The organism is Geobacillus sp. E263 (genome assembly GCF_007197795.1).
Taxonomy (GTDB): Bacteria; Bacillota; Bacilli; order Bacillales; family Anoxybacillaceae; genus Parageobacillus_B; species Parageobacillus_B toebii.
Window position 1 is genome coordinate 1,669,372 of sequence record NZ_CP041632.1, and the last position, 17,785, is coordinate 1,687,156.

The window sequence follows — 17,785 nt, forward strand, 5'->3', positions numbered from 1 at the left end:
AATAATTTTATTATTCAGCCACTTCATCCCGATGACTAAAGTCACGGGCTTTCGTAGCAGTTATTCTTGTAAACATTTCATAAAAGAGTTTCGGCATAGCTCAGCTCTCTCTCTGTTTAACGTGTCCGTTTTCTTGACATAACACCATATTCGACTGTCATGACAATAGGTTTACAAAAATGAGAACAGCCAAGGCTTTCTTGAAAAAGCGCTTGGCTGTTTGTTTATTCTTATGATTGATAAATGGCATCAAAATTTTGTATCAGCATCCTATTTATAACCTTATGATTATTCTGTTTTCTAGTTTGCTTTTTTCATCATATACGCTTGCTCTTGGTGAGAATCTTTTTGGCGCTTCGTTCTATAGATAAAATAAATACTCAAGCCTATAATCATCCAAATGCAGAAATACAACCACGTTTCAAGCGCAAGGCGAGTCATTAAGAAGATACAACACGCGATCGTCAATATTGGAAGATACGGAACAAGCGGCGCCTTAAACCCTCTTTGCAGATTTGGATGTGTTTTGCGCAGTACCATAACGGATAAGGCCACCATCACAAAGGTTAACAAAGCACCAATATTGATTAAGTTGGACAATGCTCTCAAATCAATAAATCCAGCAATTGCCGCTCCAGTAAATCCTGCAATCCGTGTCGAAAAAACAGGTGCTTGAGAGTGTGGATGAACTACTGAAAACGGTTTTGGCAGTAAACGATCGCGACTCATAGAGAACAGAACGCGCACTGTTGCGTAAAGATAAACAAATATAACTGTTGTGATGCCGACAATTGCTCCAACTGATATAACCCCTGCAGCAAAATCTTGTCCGACTGCATGAAGCGCAAATGCCATTGCGTCCGAAACATTTAATAAATGATATGGAACCATTCCTGTTAAGACTAAGCAAACAATAACGTATAAAAGAGTGCACACAACTAAAGAAACAACAATGCCGATTGGCAAATCACGCTGCGGTTTTTTCACTTCTTCTGCCGCAGTTGCAACTGCATCAAACCCTAAAAACGCAAAGAACACCGTAGCAGTTCCCGCGAGAACCCCTTTCCATCCAAACGGCATGAATGGATCCCAATTTTCCGGTCTAACATAGAATATTCCGACAATAATAAATAATAAAATGATAGATAATTTGATGGCAACCATCGTATTATTCACTTTCTTACTTTCTTGCACACCTTTTGACAGCACCCATGTCATAAGTAAAATAATGCAGACAGCCGGCAAGTTTATCATTCCGCCTTGCTGGGGTACTGCACTTAGCATTTTCGGGATATGCAAATGAAATCCTTCCAACAATGAGCGAAAATATGCAGACCATCCATTTGCCACCGCTGCAACGGACAAAACATAAATTAAAAGTTGTGTCCATCCTATTAAATACGCAACTACTTCCCCGACTGTTACATACGTGTATGTATAGACGCCTCCGGAAACGGGAAGAGCAGATGCTATTTCCGCATAACAAAACGCTACAAATCCACACACTAATGCCGCAAGCATAAACGAAAAGATAATCGAAGGACCTGCATCATTTGCTGCTGCGACACCTGTCAACACAAGAATGCCGATCCCAACAATCGCCCCGATACCAAGCAATATTAAATCATAGGCCCCTAATGTCTTCTGCAATGTTTTCTTTTGACTTAACAAGTGAGTAATTGACTTTTTTTGAAGTAAATTCATGACGTCTCCTCTCTCTTCTCTTATGCAATTAGTTTAAAACGCCAAGCAATTTGCTATTATATCATATTTCTACTTTTTTCGACATATTTTTTAATTCTAATTTTCTGGAATCGACAACGAAAATCTGATAACTAGTTAGGCGGCTAACACAATAGCTTGCGAATAAACTTCCATATAATACAATTATGCAAAAATACCCATTATTCTAAAATAGTCTAAATCTTAAAACTCCCCAGGCTATTAGATGATTGAAACAAGGGAAGGGTAGTAATGATATTTATCCCCATAGTAGACAGAAAGTGAAATCATCGACCAATTTTACATCTCTTTTATGTTACATAGATGGATTTCATTGTCATGAATTTTTCCTTCGTGTAAATATAAAATTCGATTCCCTAATTTTTTTGCTTCCTCATGATGATGTGTTACTAATATAATTGGAATGCGCCAAAGTTTATGGATACGTAATAACTCCTCATGGCCTTTCGCCCGTGTTTGATCATCTAAAGCAGAAAATGGCTCATCTAAAAGTAAGGCATCCGGCTCAGTTGCAATCGCTCGTGCAATGGCGACACGTTGTTTTTCCCCGCCTGAAATTTCAGATGGATATTTGTCTCTAAGGTGTTCAATTCGCAGCTCTTTCATTAATTCTTTTGCAAAGCTTTCGTTTTTCATGCCATAAGCGATATTTTTCCAAACGGTCATATGGGGAAAAAGCGCATAATCCTGAAATACATAGCCGATATTTCTTTTTTGTATAGGAATAAATACCTTTTTATTTTCAAATAAAATGGTGTCATTTAATCGGATTATGCCAGCAGTAGGTTTGCTTATTCCAGCAATACAATTTAAGATTGTCGTTTTTCCAGAACCAGAAGGGCCAAAAAGAACAACAATCTCATTGGCTACCGAAAATTTGACATTTAATTCAAAATGGGAAAGTTTTTTTTGGATGTCGACGATAAGCATAAGAAAAACTCCTTTACACACACAATAAGCTGTATATATTGATTTCATTTGTGTACATGCTTCATCATGTTCTTTTTGCTCCACCAATTAAGCCATAAAATAGCGCTAAAGCCAAGGGCGATGATAATGATCACCCAAAATTTTGCCACCTCCATATTACCTGACTCCACTGCAAAATAGATGGCTAGAGGAATGGTGTCGGTGACATTCGGAATATAGCCGGCGATCATGAGGGTGGCACCGAATTCTCCTAACGCTCGTGCAAAGGATAAAACTAAACCAGATAACAGTCCTGGCCATGCAAGTGGAAATGATATCGTCCAAAACACTCTCCATTTAGATGCTCCCATCGTATAAGCGGCATTTTCAATATTTGGGTCATACTGCTGGAACGCTGCAGCTGCACTTTGGTACATTAAAGGAAAGGATACGACTATTGCTGCGATCAGAACACCATACCAAGTGAAAACAATCTGGAAATCAAACCAGTCGAGCAGTAATCGACCAATAAAGCCGTTTTTACCGAATACATACAATAAACCAAAACCTACAACTGTAGGCGGGAGCACGAGCGGTAGTAAAATAATTGCTTCTATAATACTTTTCCCTCGAAAGGAACTACGGCCGATCAATCGTGCCAACACAACCCCGGCAATAAATACGATAAGCGTTGAGATGGTAGCAGTTTTAAAAGAGAGTATAAGTGGAGAGTAATTCATATTTGCCATTCACCTTTTCGTAAAATTGGTTATTTTTCATTATAAATGGTTATATTTAATTATTGCTTATATTAACTTTGGAACAGAAGCAATGATAAAATAAGAATCAACATACAAACGTTGAGGTGTTTCTGTGTAGACAATGAATCATATATAACAAAGAGCCAAACAAAACATGATATAATAAGGTTAAATATAAACTATTTCATACATAACCAGTTCTTAATAGAAATATAATTAATTTTATTTATAATTAAATATAAATCATGATATGGAGGTTATCAATAAAAATTAAATTTAATTACTTATAACGAAATTTTCTAATGAAGGAGTAAGTAGTATGGAAAAAAATCATTCTTATACAACCGAGGAAGTCGCAAACATATTAAAGGTTTCAAAACTAACCGTATATGATTTAGTGAAAAAAGGGTTATTACCCGCTTATCGTGTCGGACGGCAAATGAGAATTGATCCTTCCGATCTAGAAGAGTATATAAAAAGGTCAAAAGGAGAGTTACAGCCAAGCTCCTCACAGTCATTAAGCAAAGAAACAACGAGTGGAGCACAAGGGTATTCGCAAGTTAGGCAATTGATCATCAGCGGCCAAGATATAAGTTTAGATATTTTGGCTAACTACTTAGAAAAATCCTCGAAAAGGTTCCGGCCATTACGTTCTTATGTTGGAAGCTTAGAAAGTCTAATTTCAATGTATCAAGGATATTCAGACATTGTAAGCACCCACTTAATCGAAGGAATTTCAGGTGAATATAATGTTCCATATATAAGCAAGATATTAGTTAATTTTCAGTATATCGTGATTCATTTACTAACAAGGAAGGCAGGCTTTTATGTTAAAAAAGGAAATCCATTGAATATAAAGCATTGGGAGGATTTAAGAAGAAAAGATATTAAAATCGTGAACCGGGAAAAAGGGTCAGGTGCACGAGTTTTACTAGATGAAAGTTTGAGAAAGTATCGCATACCTATATCTGAAATTAATGGTTATGACAATGAGGTAACCAATCATGTAAGCATCGCAAGCGCTGTCGCTAAAGGGGATGCCGATGTCGGAGTAGGAATTGAAAAAGCTGCAGACTTAGTAAAAGATGTTGATTTCATTCCGCTAGTTAACGAAAGGTATGATTTGGTGATTTTAAAGAACGATGAGAATAGAGAATTAATTAGTCAAGTCCTGCAAATTTTAAGATCTGATAACTTTAAAAACGATTTAAAAGCACTAGGTGGTTATGATTTATCCCAAACTGGACAGGTGGTTTATGAAAACTGAAACAAAGCTAAAGACTAAGAAATATAAGACACCTAAAATAAAGTAGCTATGCTTTCCTATTGCTTTTTTGATCATTAGTAGCTCACCCAACCTGATCAAGGGATATGCAGGGTGGGGCATAAGCGAAAAAATAATCTTTTATTGAAAAGGCGGTATCATCTGGAGAACGCCAGCTGAAAAAAGCGCCACATAGAGCGCTTTTTTCATTGTGTTGGATCTATCCAAATAACTGTGAGATACTTCATAGTTCTATATAATTATATCTTATATAAATTAATTATAAATAATAGTAATTATATACTGTACAAACTAGTTATAAATAATTATAATAAATTTTTAATAATTCATATAATTTATAAAATTTAATTTAAAAGAAAGGAAGGGGTAGAAAGCATGAAGCATTCTATCCGCATCATCATGAGTGTGTTTTTGTGTGCTTCACTCCTCTTTATTTCCGGTTGTACGAAACAAGAAGAAAAACAGGAATCGAAGGAGGCAGAGGCAAAACAGACAGTAACATTAACCATCTCAGCAGCCGCAAGTTTACAAGATGCCCTAACGGAAATTCAGAAAAAGTATGAAAAAGAACACGAAAATATAAAACTATCATTTAACTTTGGAAGTTCTGGTGCATTACAACAGCAAATCGAGCAAGGGGCGCCAGTAGACCTATTTTTCTCGGCTGCTGAAAATAAATTTCGTCCTCTGGTAGACAAAGGATTGATTAACAAGGAAGAGAGTAAGAACTTGTTAGGAAATGAACTCGTTCTAATTGTTCCAAAAGACAAAGCAGACACAGTAAAAGGATTTCAGTCTTTGGCAGACAACAGCGTAAAACAATTTGCGATAGGGAATCCTGAAACTACTCCGGCAGGTCAGTACGGGAAACAAACACTGACCAATCTAAATCTTTGGACAAAAGTAAAAGGGAAAATCGTGTACACAAAGGATGTGCGTCAAGTATTATCGTATGTAGAAGCAAATACCGTGGATGCAGGAATTGTATTCAAAACCGATGCACAAATATCTGATAAGGTAAAAATGGTCGACACAGCAGCCGCTAATATGCATGATCCTATTATTTATCCGGTTGGTATCATTAAGGATACGAAGCATAAAACAGAGGCTAAAGATTTCTATCAATACCTACAGACGAAAGATTCCCTCCAAGTCTTTGAGAAATATGGATTTAAGATTTTGAAATAAGTGATATAACACAAGAACTTTGGAACCCTTACGCCAACTTGTAGTAGATTCGTAAAAAACACTTATATATCTCAGTGCAAATGCTATTTCTGATCCGTGTTGATGGATGGTTGTGTTCTGAAGGAAAACTCAGAAGTAGTGTTGGCTAAATGTTTTTTGAAAAAAGAGAAGGACTTGTGCCAGCCTTCTCTTTTTTGTGTGCTTATCCCTCAAAATAACCTTATATGTGGCTCTTTGCCAAAAGATGCACTTGGCTTTCTGCAAAATATGCTGATCCCTTGGATTACGAATAACAAGTGGCAACCATATGACATCAAATCAATAGTTTGACAAGTACATTAGTGATGAACCACAATTGAAGATACCCATATGTAGAAATTACGTCTGGTAATTTAGAAATTCCTCTGCCGCTTGTTCAAGCAACAAAGGCTTTGTTCATTATAAGCCGTTTGTTAATTGCTCTAATCTCTCAGCCGACGTAGCAACATTGTTGGTGGCATCATTAATATCCGCAATAACATCGACGTATCGTTTCATCTTTTCGTTAATTTGATTGTTTTGGGTGCGAATTTGCTGGAGCGACTGTGATAATGTTTCAAAAAACTGATAGATTCTCTCCATATCGGTTGTCCCACGATCAATAAAGGTATGGACTGAATTCATCGATTCAGAAGTAGCTTCTACTTTTTTATTCAATTCATTTAAAATGTTTGTTACATCAGCGAGAGATTCTTTTGTTTGGAAGGCAAGTTTTCGCACTTCATTAGCAACAACGGCAAACCCTTTTCCGTGTTCTCCCGCACGCGCCGCTTCAATCGAAGCGTTTAACGAAAGCATGTTTGTTTGATCGGCGATCTTTGTCACGATGCTGTTGATTCTTTCGATATCACGGGCTGACTGTTGTAAGCTTTGAATTTCTATTTGGATATTTTTCATCATTTCTTGAATATGGTGAATGTCAGAAAGTTGTTTTTGCAATTTGTCCTGCCCCTCGGCAGAATGATGTTCGCTTTTTTTCGAAATGGAAACAGCTTCTTCAGTAGATCGCAACATATTCATCGCTTCCGTTGTCAATTCAGAAACCGAAGCATGGACCTCTTCGGATATGTCAGAAAGTTGTTGCGCTGTCTCTTGTAATTGCAATTTGAGATCATTTTTTACTTGATACATCTGCATTCGGACTTCTTCATGCGCTTGCCAGTATTGTTCTAAAACAAGCTGTTGTTCAAAGCTTAATATTTTTGTGACCGATTTTACTGATTCAATCAATAACAAAGGATCGTCTATATGTGAAGCGATTGCTTCCAAAATCGACAACTGAAGCTGCTGAAACGCGCACATATACCATTTTGGCAACAGTCCAATCTTTAAATGTGTGACCGCAATGCGCGTACGCTTTTCGATAAACGCTTCATCAATGCGTCCGTCAAACATTTCAATCACATGCATAGTAAGGGTCTTTTTTAGACGTTCAATGGAACTATGCCGATGAATAATTTCAAATAAAGATGGTTCTTTTTCTAACGTCTCGTAAAAGCGCCTGACAATCCAATCGATTTTTTCTTCCACCCATGGTTTTAACTGGGGTAATATGGCTAAATCGCGATGCGTGAGCTCGATCATTTCCAATTGCCTGTTAATCGATGCGTCTTTCACGCGAACAGGTGTGGGCTCGGTTTGAAGCGCGGTGGCAACCTTGTGAGGTGGCTTGGTTTCTTTTTTAATCCAGAAAGAAAGATTCATTAGAAGCCTCTCCTTTTTCTTCTAAACATTTAATATTTCGATAACTTTATTTTAACGAATATTGTAAAAAAGTAGAAGTAGAATAAGAAATTAATTCTATTACAATAACATTTAATTTGAAGAAAGATGGGGAAAAGTTGCGGAGTTAAAAATGATGACAAGAAGTGTAGCACATTTAGCGGCGAACCCCCGCCTAAACAAACAATTGAGATAATTCATCATTCGCTGGTACTTATAAGTACGAAATGTGGAGCTAACCTGAAAATGAATATTTTTATCTTTCTGATGGTGCCGCAATTATGGGGCAAAGTTGTCTTCCATGGAAGAATGGAAATTCTTGCATAATCTGTAGTGCTGTAAAGTGTGGCATAGGCGGCTAATGGGGAAGGTTAGTTGAAAAAGGATTTGATTTTAATTTGTAGAAATTATCGGTATGGAAAATAGTTCTTTTTAGATAAGGAAGTGATAAGATGCGACAAATCATCGCTCTAGGCGGTGGAGGTTTCTCAATGGAACCGGATAACCCGTTATTAGATCTTTACATATTGAAACAAGCAAAGAAAACTACTCCAAAGGTTTGTTTTATCCCCACTGCCCGGGGATTCAGATCATTATATATCAAGGTATTATAGCTTCTTTAATAAACAAAATTGCAAACCTTCTCATTTATCTTTATTTAGACCGCCAACAAGGGATTTAGAGGAATTTATACTGGAGAAGGATATTATATATGTTGGTAGGAGAAATACAAGAAACTTATTAGTTTTATGGAAAGAGTGGGGGTTAGATAATATTTTGAGAAAAGCTTGGAACCAAGGGATTGTTTTAGCTGGCGTTAGTGCTGGTTCTATATGTTGATTCGAGGAAGGCGTCACAGATTCATTTGGAGAGGGGTTAGAACCAATTAAATGCTTAGGCTTTCTAAAAGGCAGTCATTGTCCTCATTATGATGGTGAGCCAGATAGAAGACCTTCGTATCATAAACTTATTTATTCTGGAGACATACAAGCTGGTATTGCAGCGGATGACGGAGTTGCCATTCATTATATTGGACAAAACATAAGCAATATAATTAGTTCTAGGCCAAAGGCAAAGGCTTATAAAGTTTTTTGGATAACAAGGCGATGAAGGTGATAGAAGAAGAGCTTCAGACGAATTTTTTAGGTTCCTGTTAAGCCAATATGAAAGAACGAATTAACTTTCATCATCTGTGGTGAAGCCCGTTCATAGTTGGCTAAGGGTGCAGAAAAGTTGAAGAAGCAAGGAATCCGTTATCGTTTGAAAATGCTTGAAAATGAAAGGAGACAGTTAATGGACCAAAAACGTATGGAACAGCTAGAACAACGGATTGTTGTTCTAGAAAAAGAAATGAATGTATTAAAGAGGCAAGTTGAAAGTATATTGCAAGGGGGACAAGAAGCGCAAAAAGCACCTCAAGCGCAAGAGCGAAAAGAAATCATAGATCCTGTGAAGAAAGGAAAAATAGTAGTCTCTCCGCCAGCACAGCAGAAAGAGTCCGATCCGATAGATTGGGAGCATGTCATCGGAAGAGTGTGGCTTCCTAGAATATTTATCTTCGTTCTCTTGCTCGGATTGGTATGGGGATTTACGATTGCTGCTGCAATGGGAATATTAACGGAACCAGTCAGAATTTTGATGGGGTTTGCCGGTTCTGGTTTACTTGTGTGGTTAGGAGAAAAGCAAATCAAAAAACAAAGAGAAAATTTAGGGAAAGTTTTATTATCAGGCGCGATTTCTCTTTTGATTCTTACCACATTTGCGATGCATGTACTATATGATATGGTGCCGGGAGTGCTGGCATTTATTTTAAATGTTGGGTGGATTGCCGCGGGCCTGCAATTGGCGAAACGCCATAAATCCGAAGTGATTGCGATATTAACCGCTTTTGCAGGGTATCTCGTTCCATTTTTAATTGAGGGCCATGAAAAGGCTGCTACGCTATTTATAGCCTATGAAACGTTCTTCTACACGTTATTGTTGTTATTTGCAGTGAAACAAGGTTATAAACGACTCTTCTATACGGCAAGTGTTTTATGGCATGTAGTGGTTCTGTTCTATGTAGCAACACTCTCACGGAATACAGATACTGATAAAATCATGTTGTCCGCTGCTTTTGGAGCAGTGATACAGCACATCTTAATCGGTTACTTTGGATTCAAAGGCAAGTTCCAGAAGATCAAGGTATTACCTATTGTCTTTACGAGTTTTGTGATTACAACTTTATGGGCTTTTGAAGGATTTCAATTCAATTTGTCTTATGACGAGTTAGAAACATTAACACCTTTCCAAGTGCATGTAAAAACCGCTATTTTATTGGATCTGTTTTTACTTGTTTCTGCAGGTGGTTATGGCTTCTTAGCTTATAAAGGGAAAAAGCAAGAGCATCAACAAACAGCGGTAGGGCTAGCGATCAGTACGTTAAGTGCAGCGTTGTTGGTGTATCAACTTGTAGATGACAATGCTTTCAGAGCGATTATCTATTTGATTGAAGGAACCTTAGCTATCTATTTAGGTTACCGTTTCAAAACTACGTTCCAAAAGTGCACCGGTTGGGTTGTCTATGCGATAGGGGCGCTTATCACTATTGCAGATCAGAAAATTAGAGAAATTCTAAGTATAGAAACGCTATGTTGGCTTGTCTTAATCGGTTCTTTATATGCGCTTTATCGCTTAGTAACTCTTCATCACGCAATCCACAAAGTTTTACGTGGTCTTATGTTAGGGGTAAATGCGCTTACACACCTTGCCTTCCTTTCTTCTATTACTAGCGTCATCACAGAAAATTGGTCTATTAGTGTGCAGATGATGACATTATCCTTTGCTTGGGCCTTATATGCGGCAGCAGGGGTAGTCTTTGGGGTAGTGAAAGGGAAGAAAAATATCCGTTTAGTCGGAATTATCCTTCTGTTGCTCACTCTTTGTAAGATTGTGTTAGTGGATCTTCAGTTTGTTACGATTATTGTGAGAACAGTCTTATTTATTGGTTTAGGTACAATCGGACTATTGGTATCCCGCTTATTCTACGTGAAAAAGTAACGTCAAAGCCTTGTGTATCGATTTCGGTACACAAGTTTTTTCTGTTTTATTATGTTCAAAATAGCAGTAGAAGCCAAAGTATTTATGTATAGTTGGTAGCCACATAGTAAGCGCCAACATAAATAAACGATTGGGCAAAACTGCCCAATCCCGTCGATAAAAGGTTTGAATGAATCAGTTGGTTCACACGCGCTCCTTCATTTATACAGTTAATTGCTGCACTATGAAATGATAATGCGTTTTGGCCCATTTCCAATCAGCTGATCTACATCATTTATTAGCGTGTAAATATGATCGTATGGTTGATCAATTTGCAGCATTTTCCGCAGTATGAAACGGGCGTCTTCGGAAATGGACAGCTCCTCTTCCCAACTTTTTTCTTCCTCTGTTTTCGGCTCGTACGAGGAATATAACAAAAATAAGGTAAAGTGCCCTAGCGCGTAAAAGTCGCTTTTTGGATGAGTATCGCGCCACAGCTTTTTTTCGGGCGCATACGTTTCGATATAAGGAACGGACTTGCCAAAAAAACGCGCTAATCCGAAATCGATCACAAATACGGTACCGTCGCGCAACAAAATATTCGGAATGCGCAAATCGCGATGGACAATGTTGTTGGCATGAATATATTCGACTACGGCGAGCACATCCCGCAATAATTGAAATGCTTCACGTTCTGTATAAGAATAAGCGCTTCAACTGTCTCTCCTTCAATATAGTCCATTACGAGATGGGGGATTCCATTTTCCAGGAACGTATCATACAGCGCTGGAATTTGCGGATGATTAAGCCGTCTTAATATATCCGCTTCCCGCTTTAAGGACAACTCGCTTTCTTTCGCTTTTGTTTTTCTGCATTGTTTGACAACGACTTTCCTGCCTGTCTGCAAGTCGGTGGCCACGTAAGCAATGCCATAGCTTCCCATCCCAAGCTCTGCTATAATTTGATAGCGGCGCCGAATCACCTTCCCTTTTCGATACGGACGTTCAAATAAGCGAGCAAGCGCCGGGTGATGATACAAAAAACGCATCATTAGCTTCCAAAAAAGCTCGAAAAGAAACTACCGCTATGATGTTTCTTTTTATAATGCTTATGGCCGTAGTGGGAAGGATGGATATTCGCATAATGCTTTGGATAATGGTCGCTGCTATTGTAATGTATTTTATGGTGTTGCTGATGAAGCACGTGTTCTTTCAACAGTGCTTTGATGATTTTCTTTAACATATGCCCTTCTCCTTTACAATAAGATTGTTTTATATTTATATACGAAATAGGAATAAAGAAGTTTCATCATTCACGTCTGTTTAGGGGATGTCACCATGGCATGGAACGATGTCGTCGTGTTCGGAAAAAAGACCAATTCGAAATGGCGGAAGATTTGAAACTCATTTATCGATCACCGAATAAAAAAATTGCAGAGATGTTTCAACAGTTTGAGAAGGATGGGCAAAAAAATATCTTGGCGACGAGTGGGAAGTGTACAGCGCCGGTATTGAAGCTCACGGATTAAATCCAAATGCGGTAAAAGTCATGAAGGAAGTAGGAATTGATATTTCGAACCAAACATCGGATATCATTGATCCAGAAATTTTAAATAAAGCCGATTTGGTAGTAACATTATGCGGTCATGCAGCGGACCATTGTCCAGTAACCCCACCAAATGTGAAACGCGTACACTGGGGATTGGATGATCCGGCAAAAGCGGAAGGAACGGAGGAGGAAAAATTAGCGGTATTCCGTCGTGTTCGCGATGAAATCGGCGCACGCATCAAAAAATTTGCTGAAACGGGCGAATAAGACTGAATGACAGCCGAGAAGATTCTTCTCGGCTGATTTTACAGGAGGGGAAACATGCAGCTGTTGTTTAAGAAGCGCGGAGCCATGCTGATTTTGATGTTCAATTTATTGCTGATTTTCATTGGCATCGGTTTGATTATCCCAATCATGTCGACATTTATCGAGCAATTGGGCATCTCAGGAGGAACGGTTGGACTGCTTGTGGCCGTTTTCTCTTTAACACAATTTCTTTTTTCACCGGTAGCCGGCAGAATGGCAGATGCGGTCGGCCGAAAAAAATTGATCGTCTCAGGAATGCTGCTGTTTGCCTTTTCTGAGTGGCAGTTTGGCTATGTTGCCTGTCGCCGTTGATTGTTGGTGGTTTTTAGGTAGTAAAGGTAGGGACGCTCCATTTGCCTTAGCGGCAGATGGAGCGTAAGTGATACTCGATGATTTCTTCCATTTGTGAAGGAGATAGCTTGTCAGGTTGCATGATGCCGTGCATGGCCAAACCGTCAACCAAAGCGTATAGGCGCTCTGTTTCCAACTCAATCGACACGTCGGGTCTTAACAATCCGAGATTACGTAACAGTTCAAGCAACCTCTTTATTGCCGTTTGCAACTCGTTATAGATTTGCTCGCTCAGCGGTTGAAGTTCGGAATCCCAAAGCGCCCTTTGTGTAAAAACAAGCCACACCTCCATTTCTTTTTTCGTTTCATCGGTTAACGGCAAAATTTCAAGGAGACAACGTTTGATTCCTTCAAGAGGCGGAGTGGAGCGAGGGATGGCTTCAATCCGTTTCCGCACCCGTTCGGAGACAAGCTTCATCGAAAAGGCTAACAACTCCGATTGGGAAGAAAAGTAATAGCGTAGCGCCCCTGCAGACATCCCTGCCTCTTTAGCGATATTTCGTACGGTTGCTTTTTCGATACCGTCCCGCATGATCACGGCCCATGTCGCTTCTGCGATTCGTTTCCTCTGCTTTTCATGATCCACGATTTTAGGCATGTATCTAGTGTAACACAGTTGTTTTTTTGATACAATTGTGTTACTATTTTTTTGATACAATTGTATTAAAAAAGGGTGGCTGATATGATTGGGTGGTTGATTGTCGCGTGTGAAGTGCTGTTTTGGGTATTGGTCGTATCCGGATTGTTTACGCGTTATGTGTTAAAATGGAAAATGATCAGTGTATGTCTTTTTTCATGCACCATTTTGGCAGATCTTATTTTACTCGTTGTGTCAGTCGTAGACTTAGCACACGGCCAGACAGCGAAGTTATCCCATGCGTTGGCAGCTGTTTATATCAGTGTGTCCGTTGTGTATGGACGTCGTATGATTCAATGGGCGGACAATCAGTTTGCTCACCTTTTTTTGAAAATGCCTAAGCCGAAAAAAGCCCCGCTCTTTGGAAAGGAGCATGCAAAGCAAGAACGAGAAGGATGGTATCGCCATTTAGGGGCTTGGGCGATCGGTCAAGCGATTTTGTGGGGGATGGTTTGGATTGCTGATGATGTGTCAAAAGCACAACAGCTGCTCGTGATGGCGGGCCGTTGGACGTTGGTGTTGGTGATTGATTTTGTATGGAGTTTCAGCTATACATTATGGCCTCGAAAAGAACCAAAGGCGACATTAGAAAAACCAAGCGATTGATAGAAAGGGAGAGAAACAACATGAATCCCATCGAACAGTTTGGACAGTGGATTCGAGAGGCTAACACGATCGCCGTCTTGACTGGAGCGGGGATGAGCACGGAGTCCGGCATCCCTGATTTCCGTAGCGAAAACGGCATTTACGCTCAAAAGGAACGTGTGGAATATATTTGTCTGAGCATTATTATCAAAAAATCCGGTTGATTTTTGGCGGCGGTTCAAGCGGATGTTTTCATTGAAACTGATGGGAGACTTTGCACCGAACGCCGGGCATCGGTTTCTTCGTTGGCTGGAGGATATTGGGGAAACAGTGGTGATTTTGACGCAAAATATCGATGGGCTGCACACAAAAGCAGGAAACACGAACGTCATTGAGCTGCACGGTACGTTGCAGACAGCGACGTGCCCATCGTGCGGCAAAACGTATGACTTGGCATTTGTCAACCGCACCGATGTGCCGTGCTGCGGTGAGTGTGGGACGATTTTGAAACCGGATGTTGTTTTGTTTGGCGGACTCGTTTCCCATATCGAAGAAGCGTTTGCTAGGGTGGCAGAGAGCGACTTGTTGTTGGCTATGGTGACGAGTTTAGAGGTGGCGCCTGTGAATCAAATTCCGTTTTACATTGCTGCTGAATCTCCGGCAACACGGACAGTGTTAATTAACAAAACGGCGACAAGATGGACGGAATGTTTGATCTTATGAAACAACAAAAACTATTAATTAACGGTGAGAGGCTAAAAAATACGCTTGAACAATTTGCAAATTTTGGACGTACAGAAAACAATGGAGTAACACGTTTATCATTGTCTGAAGAGGATAGATTGGCTCGAGATTATTTTTGTTCTTGCTGCGAAGAATTAGGTATGTCCATAAAGATCGATGATATGGGGAATATTTATGCTACTTTAGAAGGACTTGAAAACAGGCCGCCAATAGTGATAGGTTCACATTTAGATACTGTAAAAAATGGCGGACGATACCAACTGCCATGGTTTTTGTTCCAAGCATCAATGGAAAGAGCCATAGTGAAGATGAACTTACCACTTGGGAAGATTGTGAAAAGGGAGTAAATGTAATATTAGAAACCGTTCTTGCAATGCAAGAAAATTTCAGATTATAAAAACAACTTTTGTACCACCATCTGGGAAATTGAAAACCAACAACTAAAATTCAAGAAACTAATCATGGAAAGAAGCAGAGAAGATGTCTCTGCTTCTTTTTATAGGAATCTCTATTGGACGGGTGCTTTTCTTTAATATGGAAAAGTATATTCTGTTACAAATTCTGTAGAAACTATCTTCAACAATTGGGCGCGATAGTTGAATAACAAGAAGATTTATTAAACAACTTTTTAAAAGTGAAATCGTTCCTGACTGTTACAATTTATTTAAATCCATAAATTCTGCAAATTTAGTTGATAAAATAAAAATTACTTCTCCTGTATAAACGTCTACAAGGAGAACATTCCAAAGTTTTAAGTCTCAACGATTTAGTTTTAAATACCAATATGTCAATTCAGAGAAATTTGATTTAATCGCTCCGAATAAACGAAAAAGCGATCAAGAAACAGCTTTTCTAAACTATATAATAGAAGTTAATGAGCTGATAAGGAAGGGACAAAAGTGCGAAAAATTTCATTTAAGTTAGGACTATTATTTTTTGTATTCGTATTAGGAATAGAGACGGTTTTATTTGCGTCATTATATGTTACTCTTGTTAATTTTCGAATTAATGAGGAATTTGAGCAGCTGTTAGCAAGAGGGAATAGCCACCGTGATGTGTTAGAAAAAAATTATGATCCTTCTACGTTAGAACATGTTACCATGATGGAGTCTGAAGCGGAGACGGACGTCGTTATTACAAATGACAAGGGGAAGATATTGTATTTTTCAGATCATATTTTGCCATTTGCTAAAAGAGTAATAAAAAAAGCAAATAAAAACATTCCCTATGGCGGAATGATTGTGCAAAAAAATTGGCAAAAAGAGTCGCACATTTCAACAGTAAGCCCGATTCGGATTGACGGCAAGATCAAAGGATATGTCTATATGTTTCAAAATACGGATTCTATTCAAAACATGATTTATAAGTTAAAGCATCATTTCCTTATGGTTGGAATTCTTTCCGTATTTTTAACGATTATTACGATTGCTTTCTTATCAAGAGTCATTACCATTCCTCTCATTCGCATGAAAGAGGCGACCGAAAAATTGTGCAAAGGTGATTTTTCTGTTCGTCTGCAAATAAAAGGGGAGGACGAATTGGCGGAATTAGGGAAAGCGATCCAAACATTGGCGAGGGATTTAGAATACTTAAAAAAAGAAAGAAGCGAATTTCTCGCCAGTATTTCTCATGAACTTCGCACCCCGCTCACTTATGTAAAAGGGTATGCGGATATAGCTAGGAGACCCAACATGGAGGAAGAGGAGAGAAATCGATATTTGTCCATTATCTACGAAGAAGCAGAGCATATGGAAAAATTGGTGAAGGATCTTTTTGAATTAGCGAAGATGGATCAACATTCCTTTCAAATTCACAAGGAACCTACAAACTTATGTTCTTTCTTAAAAAAATTGCATGACAAAATGCATCCTGCGTTTCAAGCGAAAAAAATGTCTTTGGTATATCAATGTGAAAAAAACATTACTGTCCATATTGACCAAAAACGTTTTGAGCAAGTGATGATGAATTTGTTGGATAATGCTTTAAAATATGCTGATCAAGGTTCTACCGTGTCTATTGATGCAAGAGTGGAGAAAAACAATATTGTAATTATTGTTTCAGACAAAGGCAGAGGGATTCCTGAAGAGGATTTGCCTCATATTTTCGAACGGTTTTACCGGGTGGATAAATCAAGATCAAGAACTAGCGGCGGAACAGGACTGGGGCTGGCCATCGCCAAGGAAATTGTGGAAGCGCACGGAGGATCGATTTACGCTACAAGTGAATATGGAAAAGGAACAAACATGATCATTACATTGCCGGAGGAATGAGCATGTATACGGTTTTACTGGTTGACGATGAAAAACGAATGTTAGAGTTGCTTGATCTTTATCTTTCGCCTAAAGGATATCATTGTGTTAAGTGCGAGTCCGGTTTAGCAGCGATACAGTACTTAGAAAATCACAAAGTGGATTTAGTCTTGCTTGATATTATGATGCCGGAGATGGATGGCTGGGAAACTTGCCGACGAATTAGAGAATTTTCCAATGTCCCTATTATCATGGTGACCGCAAGAGATCAAACGTTAGATATCGTCAAAGGGCTCAATATCGGAGCGGATGATTACATCACAAAACCGTTTGACGAAGCTGAGCTCCTTGCCCGCATCGAGGCGGTGCTGCGCCGCTCCGTAGGAAAGCGCTCGAAAATAGAATTTCAAGGATTAGTGTGGAATGAAGACGAACATAAAGTCCACTATCAAAATGAACCAATTTTTCTAACGCCGAAAGAGTTTGCCATATTAGGGCTGTTTTTGAAGCACCCAAACAGAGTGTTTAGCAGAGAACAAATCATCGTGTCCTTATGGGGCTATAATGCAAATACAGAAGAGCGTACCATAGACTCTCATGTCAAAAATATCAGAGAAAAGCTTAGACAAGCTGGGTTTCCGGTCGATCAATTTCTGCAAACCGTTTGGGGGGTAGGGTATAAATGGGAGGCATAAGGCAA

The 17,785-nt window shown here is 39.0% G+C and carries 13 protein-coding genes and 6 pseudogenes; 12 read left to right on the top strand and 7 right to left on the bottom strand.

Features of this window, described 5'->3' with window-relative positions:
• Positions 1-300: 300 nt before the first annotated feature.
• From FNL97_RS08730 to modB, 3 genes are all read right to left on the bottom strand, one after another.
• Entirely contained in the window at positions 301-1,704 is a 1,404-nt protein-coding gene (locus FNL97_RS08730) for an amino acid permease (protein WP_143415513.1), read from the bottom strand.
• Positions 1,705-2,022: 318 nt separating this feature from the next.
• Positions 2,023-2,673 carry an ATP-binding cassette domain-containing protein gene (locus FNL97_RS08735; protein WP_143415515.1) on the bottom strand — a complete coding sequence of 217 codons (651 nt, stop codon included), beginning with the start codon at positions 2,671-2,673 and terminating at the stop codon, positions 2,023-2,025.
• Positions 2,674-2,717: 44 nt separating this feature from the next.
• On the bottom strand, positions 2,718-3,392 hold the full coding sequence (modB, locus tag FNL97_RS08740) for a molybdate ABC transporter permease subunit (RefSeq protein ID WP_015863942.1): 675 nt from the start codon (positions 3,390-3,392) through the stop codon (positions 2,718-2,720).
• Positions 3,393-3,732: 340 nt separating this feature from the next.
• Between modB and FNL97_RS08745 the strand changes: the two genes are divergently transcribed.
• Together FNL97_RS08745 and modA are read left to right on the top strand one after the other, a co-directional pair.
• Positions 3,733-4,680, top strand: coding sequence for a substrate-binding domain-containing protein (locus FNL97_RS08745; protein WP_143415517.1), 948 nt, complete (start codon positions 3,733-3,735; stop codon positions 4,678-4,680).
• Between the two features lie 393 nt (positions 4,681-5,073).
• Complete coding sequence (modA, locus tag FNL97_RS08750; protein WP_143415519.1) at positions 5,074-5,886, top strand: molybdate ABC transporter substrate-binding protein; 813 nt, start codon at positions 5,074-5,076, stop codon at positions 5,884-5,886.
• A 438-nt stretch (positions 5,887-6,324) separates the two neighbouring features.
• On the opposite strand, the gene FNL97_RS08755 is transcribed toward modA, so the two are convergent.
• Positions 6,325-7,629, bottom strand: a complete 1,305-nt coding sequence (locus FNL97_RS08755) for a globin-coupled sensor protein (protein ID WP_143415521.1) — start codon at positions 7,627-7,629, stop codon at positions 6,325-6,327.
• A 470-nt stretch (positions 7,630-8,099) separates the two neighbouring features.
• On the opposite strand from FNL97_RS08755, the pseudogene FNL97_RS08760 reads away from it, so the two are divergent.
• Positions 8,100-8,804, top strand: a pseudogene (locus tag FNL97_RS08760) (Type 1 glutamine amidotransferase-like domain-containing protein).
• Between the two features lie 76 nt (positions 8,805-8,880).
• A complete protein-coding gene (locus FNL97_RS08765) occupies positions 8,881-10,686 on the top strand; it encodes a DUF2339 domain-containing protein (RefSeq protein WP_235603509.1) in 1,806 nt (601 codons plus the stop codon).
• Between the two features lie 221 nt (positions 10,687-10,907).
• Here FNL97_RS08765 and FNL97_RS08770 read toward each other — a convergent pair.
• Together FNL97_RS08770 and FNL97_RS08775 are read right to left on the bottom strand one after the other, a co-directional pair.
• A pseudogene (locus tag FNL97_RS08770) lies at positions 10,908-11,713 on the bottom strand (serine/threonine protein kinase).
• A 2-nt stretch (positions 11,714-11,715) separates the two neighbouring features.
• Positions 11,716-11,907: a hypothetical protein gene (locus tag FNL97_RS08775; protein WP_062677056.1), complete on the bottom strand. Its 192-nt coding sequence runs from the start codon at positions 11,905-11,907 to the stop codon at positions 11,716-11,718.
• Between the two features lie 100 nt (positions 11,908-12,007).
• Here FNL97_RS08775 and FNL97_RS18860 point away from each other — a divergent pair, with 100 nt between their 5' ends.
• From FNL97_RS18860 to FNL97_RS08785, 3 genes and pseudogenes are all read left to right on the top strand, one after another.
• Positions 12,008-12,193, top strand: a complete 186-nt coding sequence (locus FNL97_RS18860; RefSeq protein ID WP_502707820.1) for a hypothetical protein — start codon at positions 12,008-12,010, stop codon at positions 12,191-12,193.
• Positions 12,121-12,480, top strand: a pseudogene (gene arsC, locus FNL97_RS08780) (arsenate reductase (thioredoxin)); the annotation flags it as partial. The gene FNL97_RS18860 and the pseudogene arsC, both read left to right, overlap by 73 nt.
• A gap of 54 nt (positions 12,481-12,534) precedes the next feature.
• Positions 12,535-12,813: pseudogene (locus FNL97_RS08785) on the top strand (MFS transporter); the annotation flags it as partial.
• A gap of 64 nt (positions 12,814-12,877) precedes the next feature.
• On the opposite strand, the gene FNL97_RS08790 reads toward FNL97_RS08785, so the two are convergent.
• Positions 12,878-13,468 (bottom strand): TetR/AcrR family transcriptional regulator, encoded by a 591-nt coding sequence (locus tag FNL97_RS08790; RefSeq protein ID WP_062677052.1) that lies wholly within the window; start codon positions 13,466-13,468, stop codon positions 12,878-12,880.
• A gap of 84 nt (positions 13,469-13,552) precedes the next feature.
• Here FNL97_RS08790 and FNL97_RS08795 point away from each other — a divergent pair, with 84 nt between their 5' ends.
• The 5 genes and pseudogenes from FNL97_RS08795 (at position 13,553) to FNL97_RS08810 (ending at position 17,780) form a co-directional block, all read left to right on the top strand.
• Positions 13,553-14,113 carry a hypothetical protein gene (locus tag FNL97_RS08795; RefSeq protein ID WP_143415523.1) on the top strand — a complete coding sequence of 187 codons (561 nt, stop codon included), beginning with the start codon at positions 13,553-13,555 and terminating at the stop codon, positions 14,111-14,113.
• Between the two features lie 20 nt (positions 14,114-14,133).
• Positions 14,134-14,814: pseudogene (locus FNL97_RS08800) on the top strand (NAD-dependent protein deacylase); the annotation flags it as partial.
• Positions 14,812-15,093 (top strand): annotated as a pseudogene (locus FNL97_RS17990) (Zn-dependent hydrolase); the annotation flags it as partial. The pseudogenes FNL97_RS08800 and FNL97_RS17990, both read left to right, overlap by 3 nt.
• A gap of 642 nt (positions 15,094-15,735) precedes the next feature.
• The gene (locus FNL97_RS08805; RefSeq protein WP_143415525.1) at positions 15,736-17,106 is read left to right on the top strand and encodes a sensor histidine kinase; all 1,371 of its coding nucleotides are present in this window, start codon (positions 15,736-15,738) and stop codon (positions 17,104-17,106) included.
• Between the two features lie 2 nt (positions 17,107-17,108).
• Positions 17,109-17,780, top strand: coding sequence for a response regulator transcription factor (locus FNL97_RS08810; protein WP_143415527.1), 672 nt, complete (start codon positions 17,109-17,111; stop codon positions 17,778-17,780).
• Positions 17,781-17,785 lie beyond the last annotated feature (5 nt).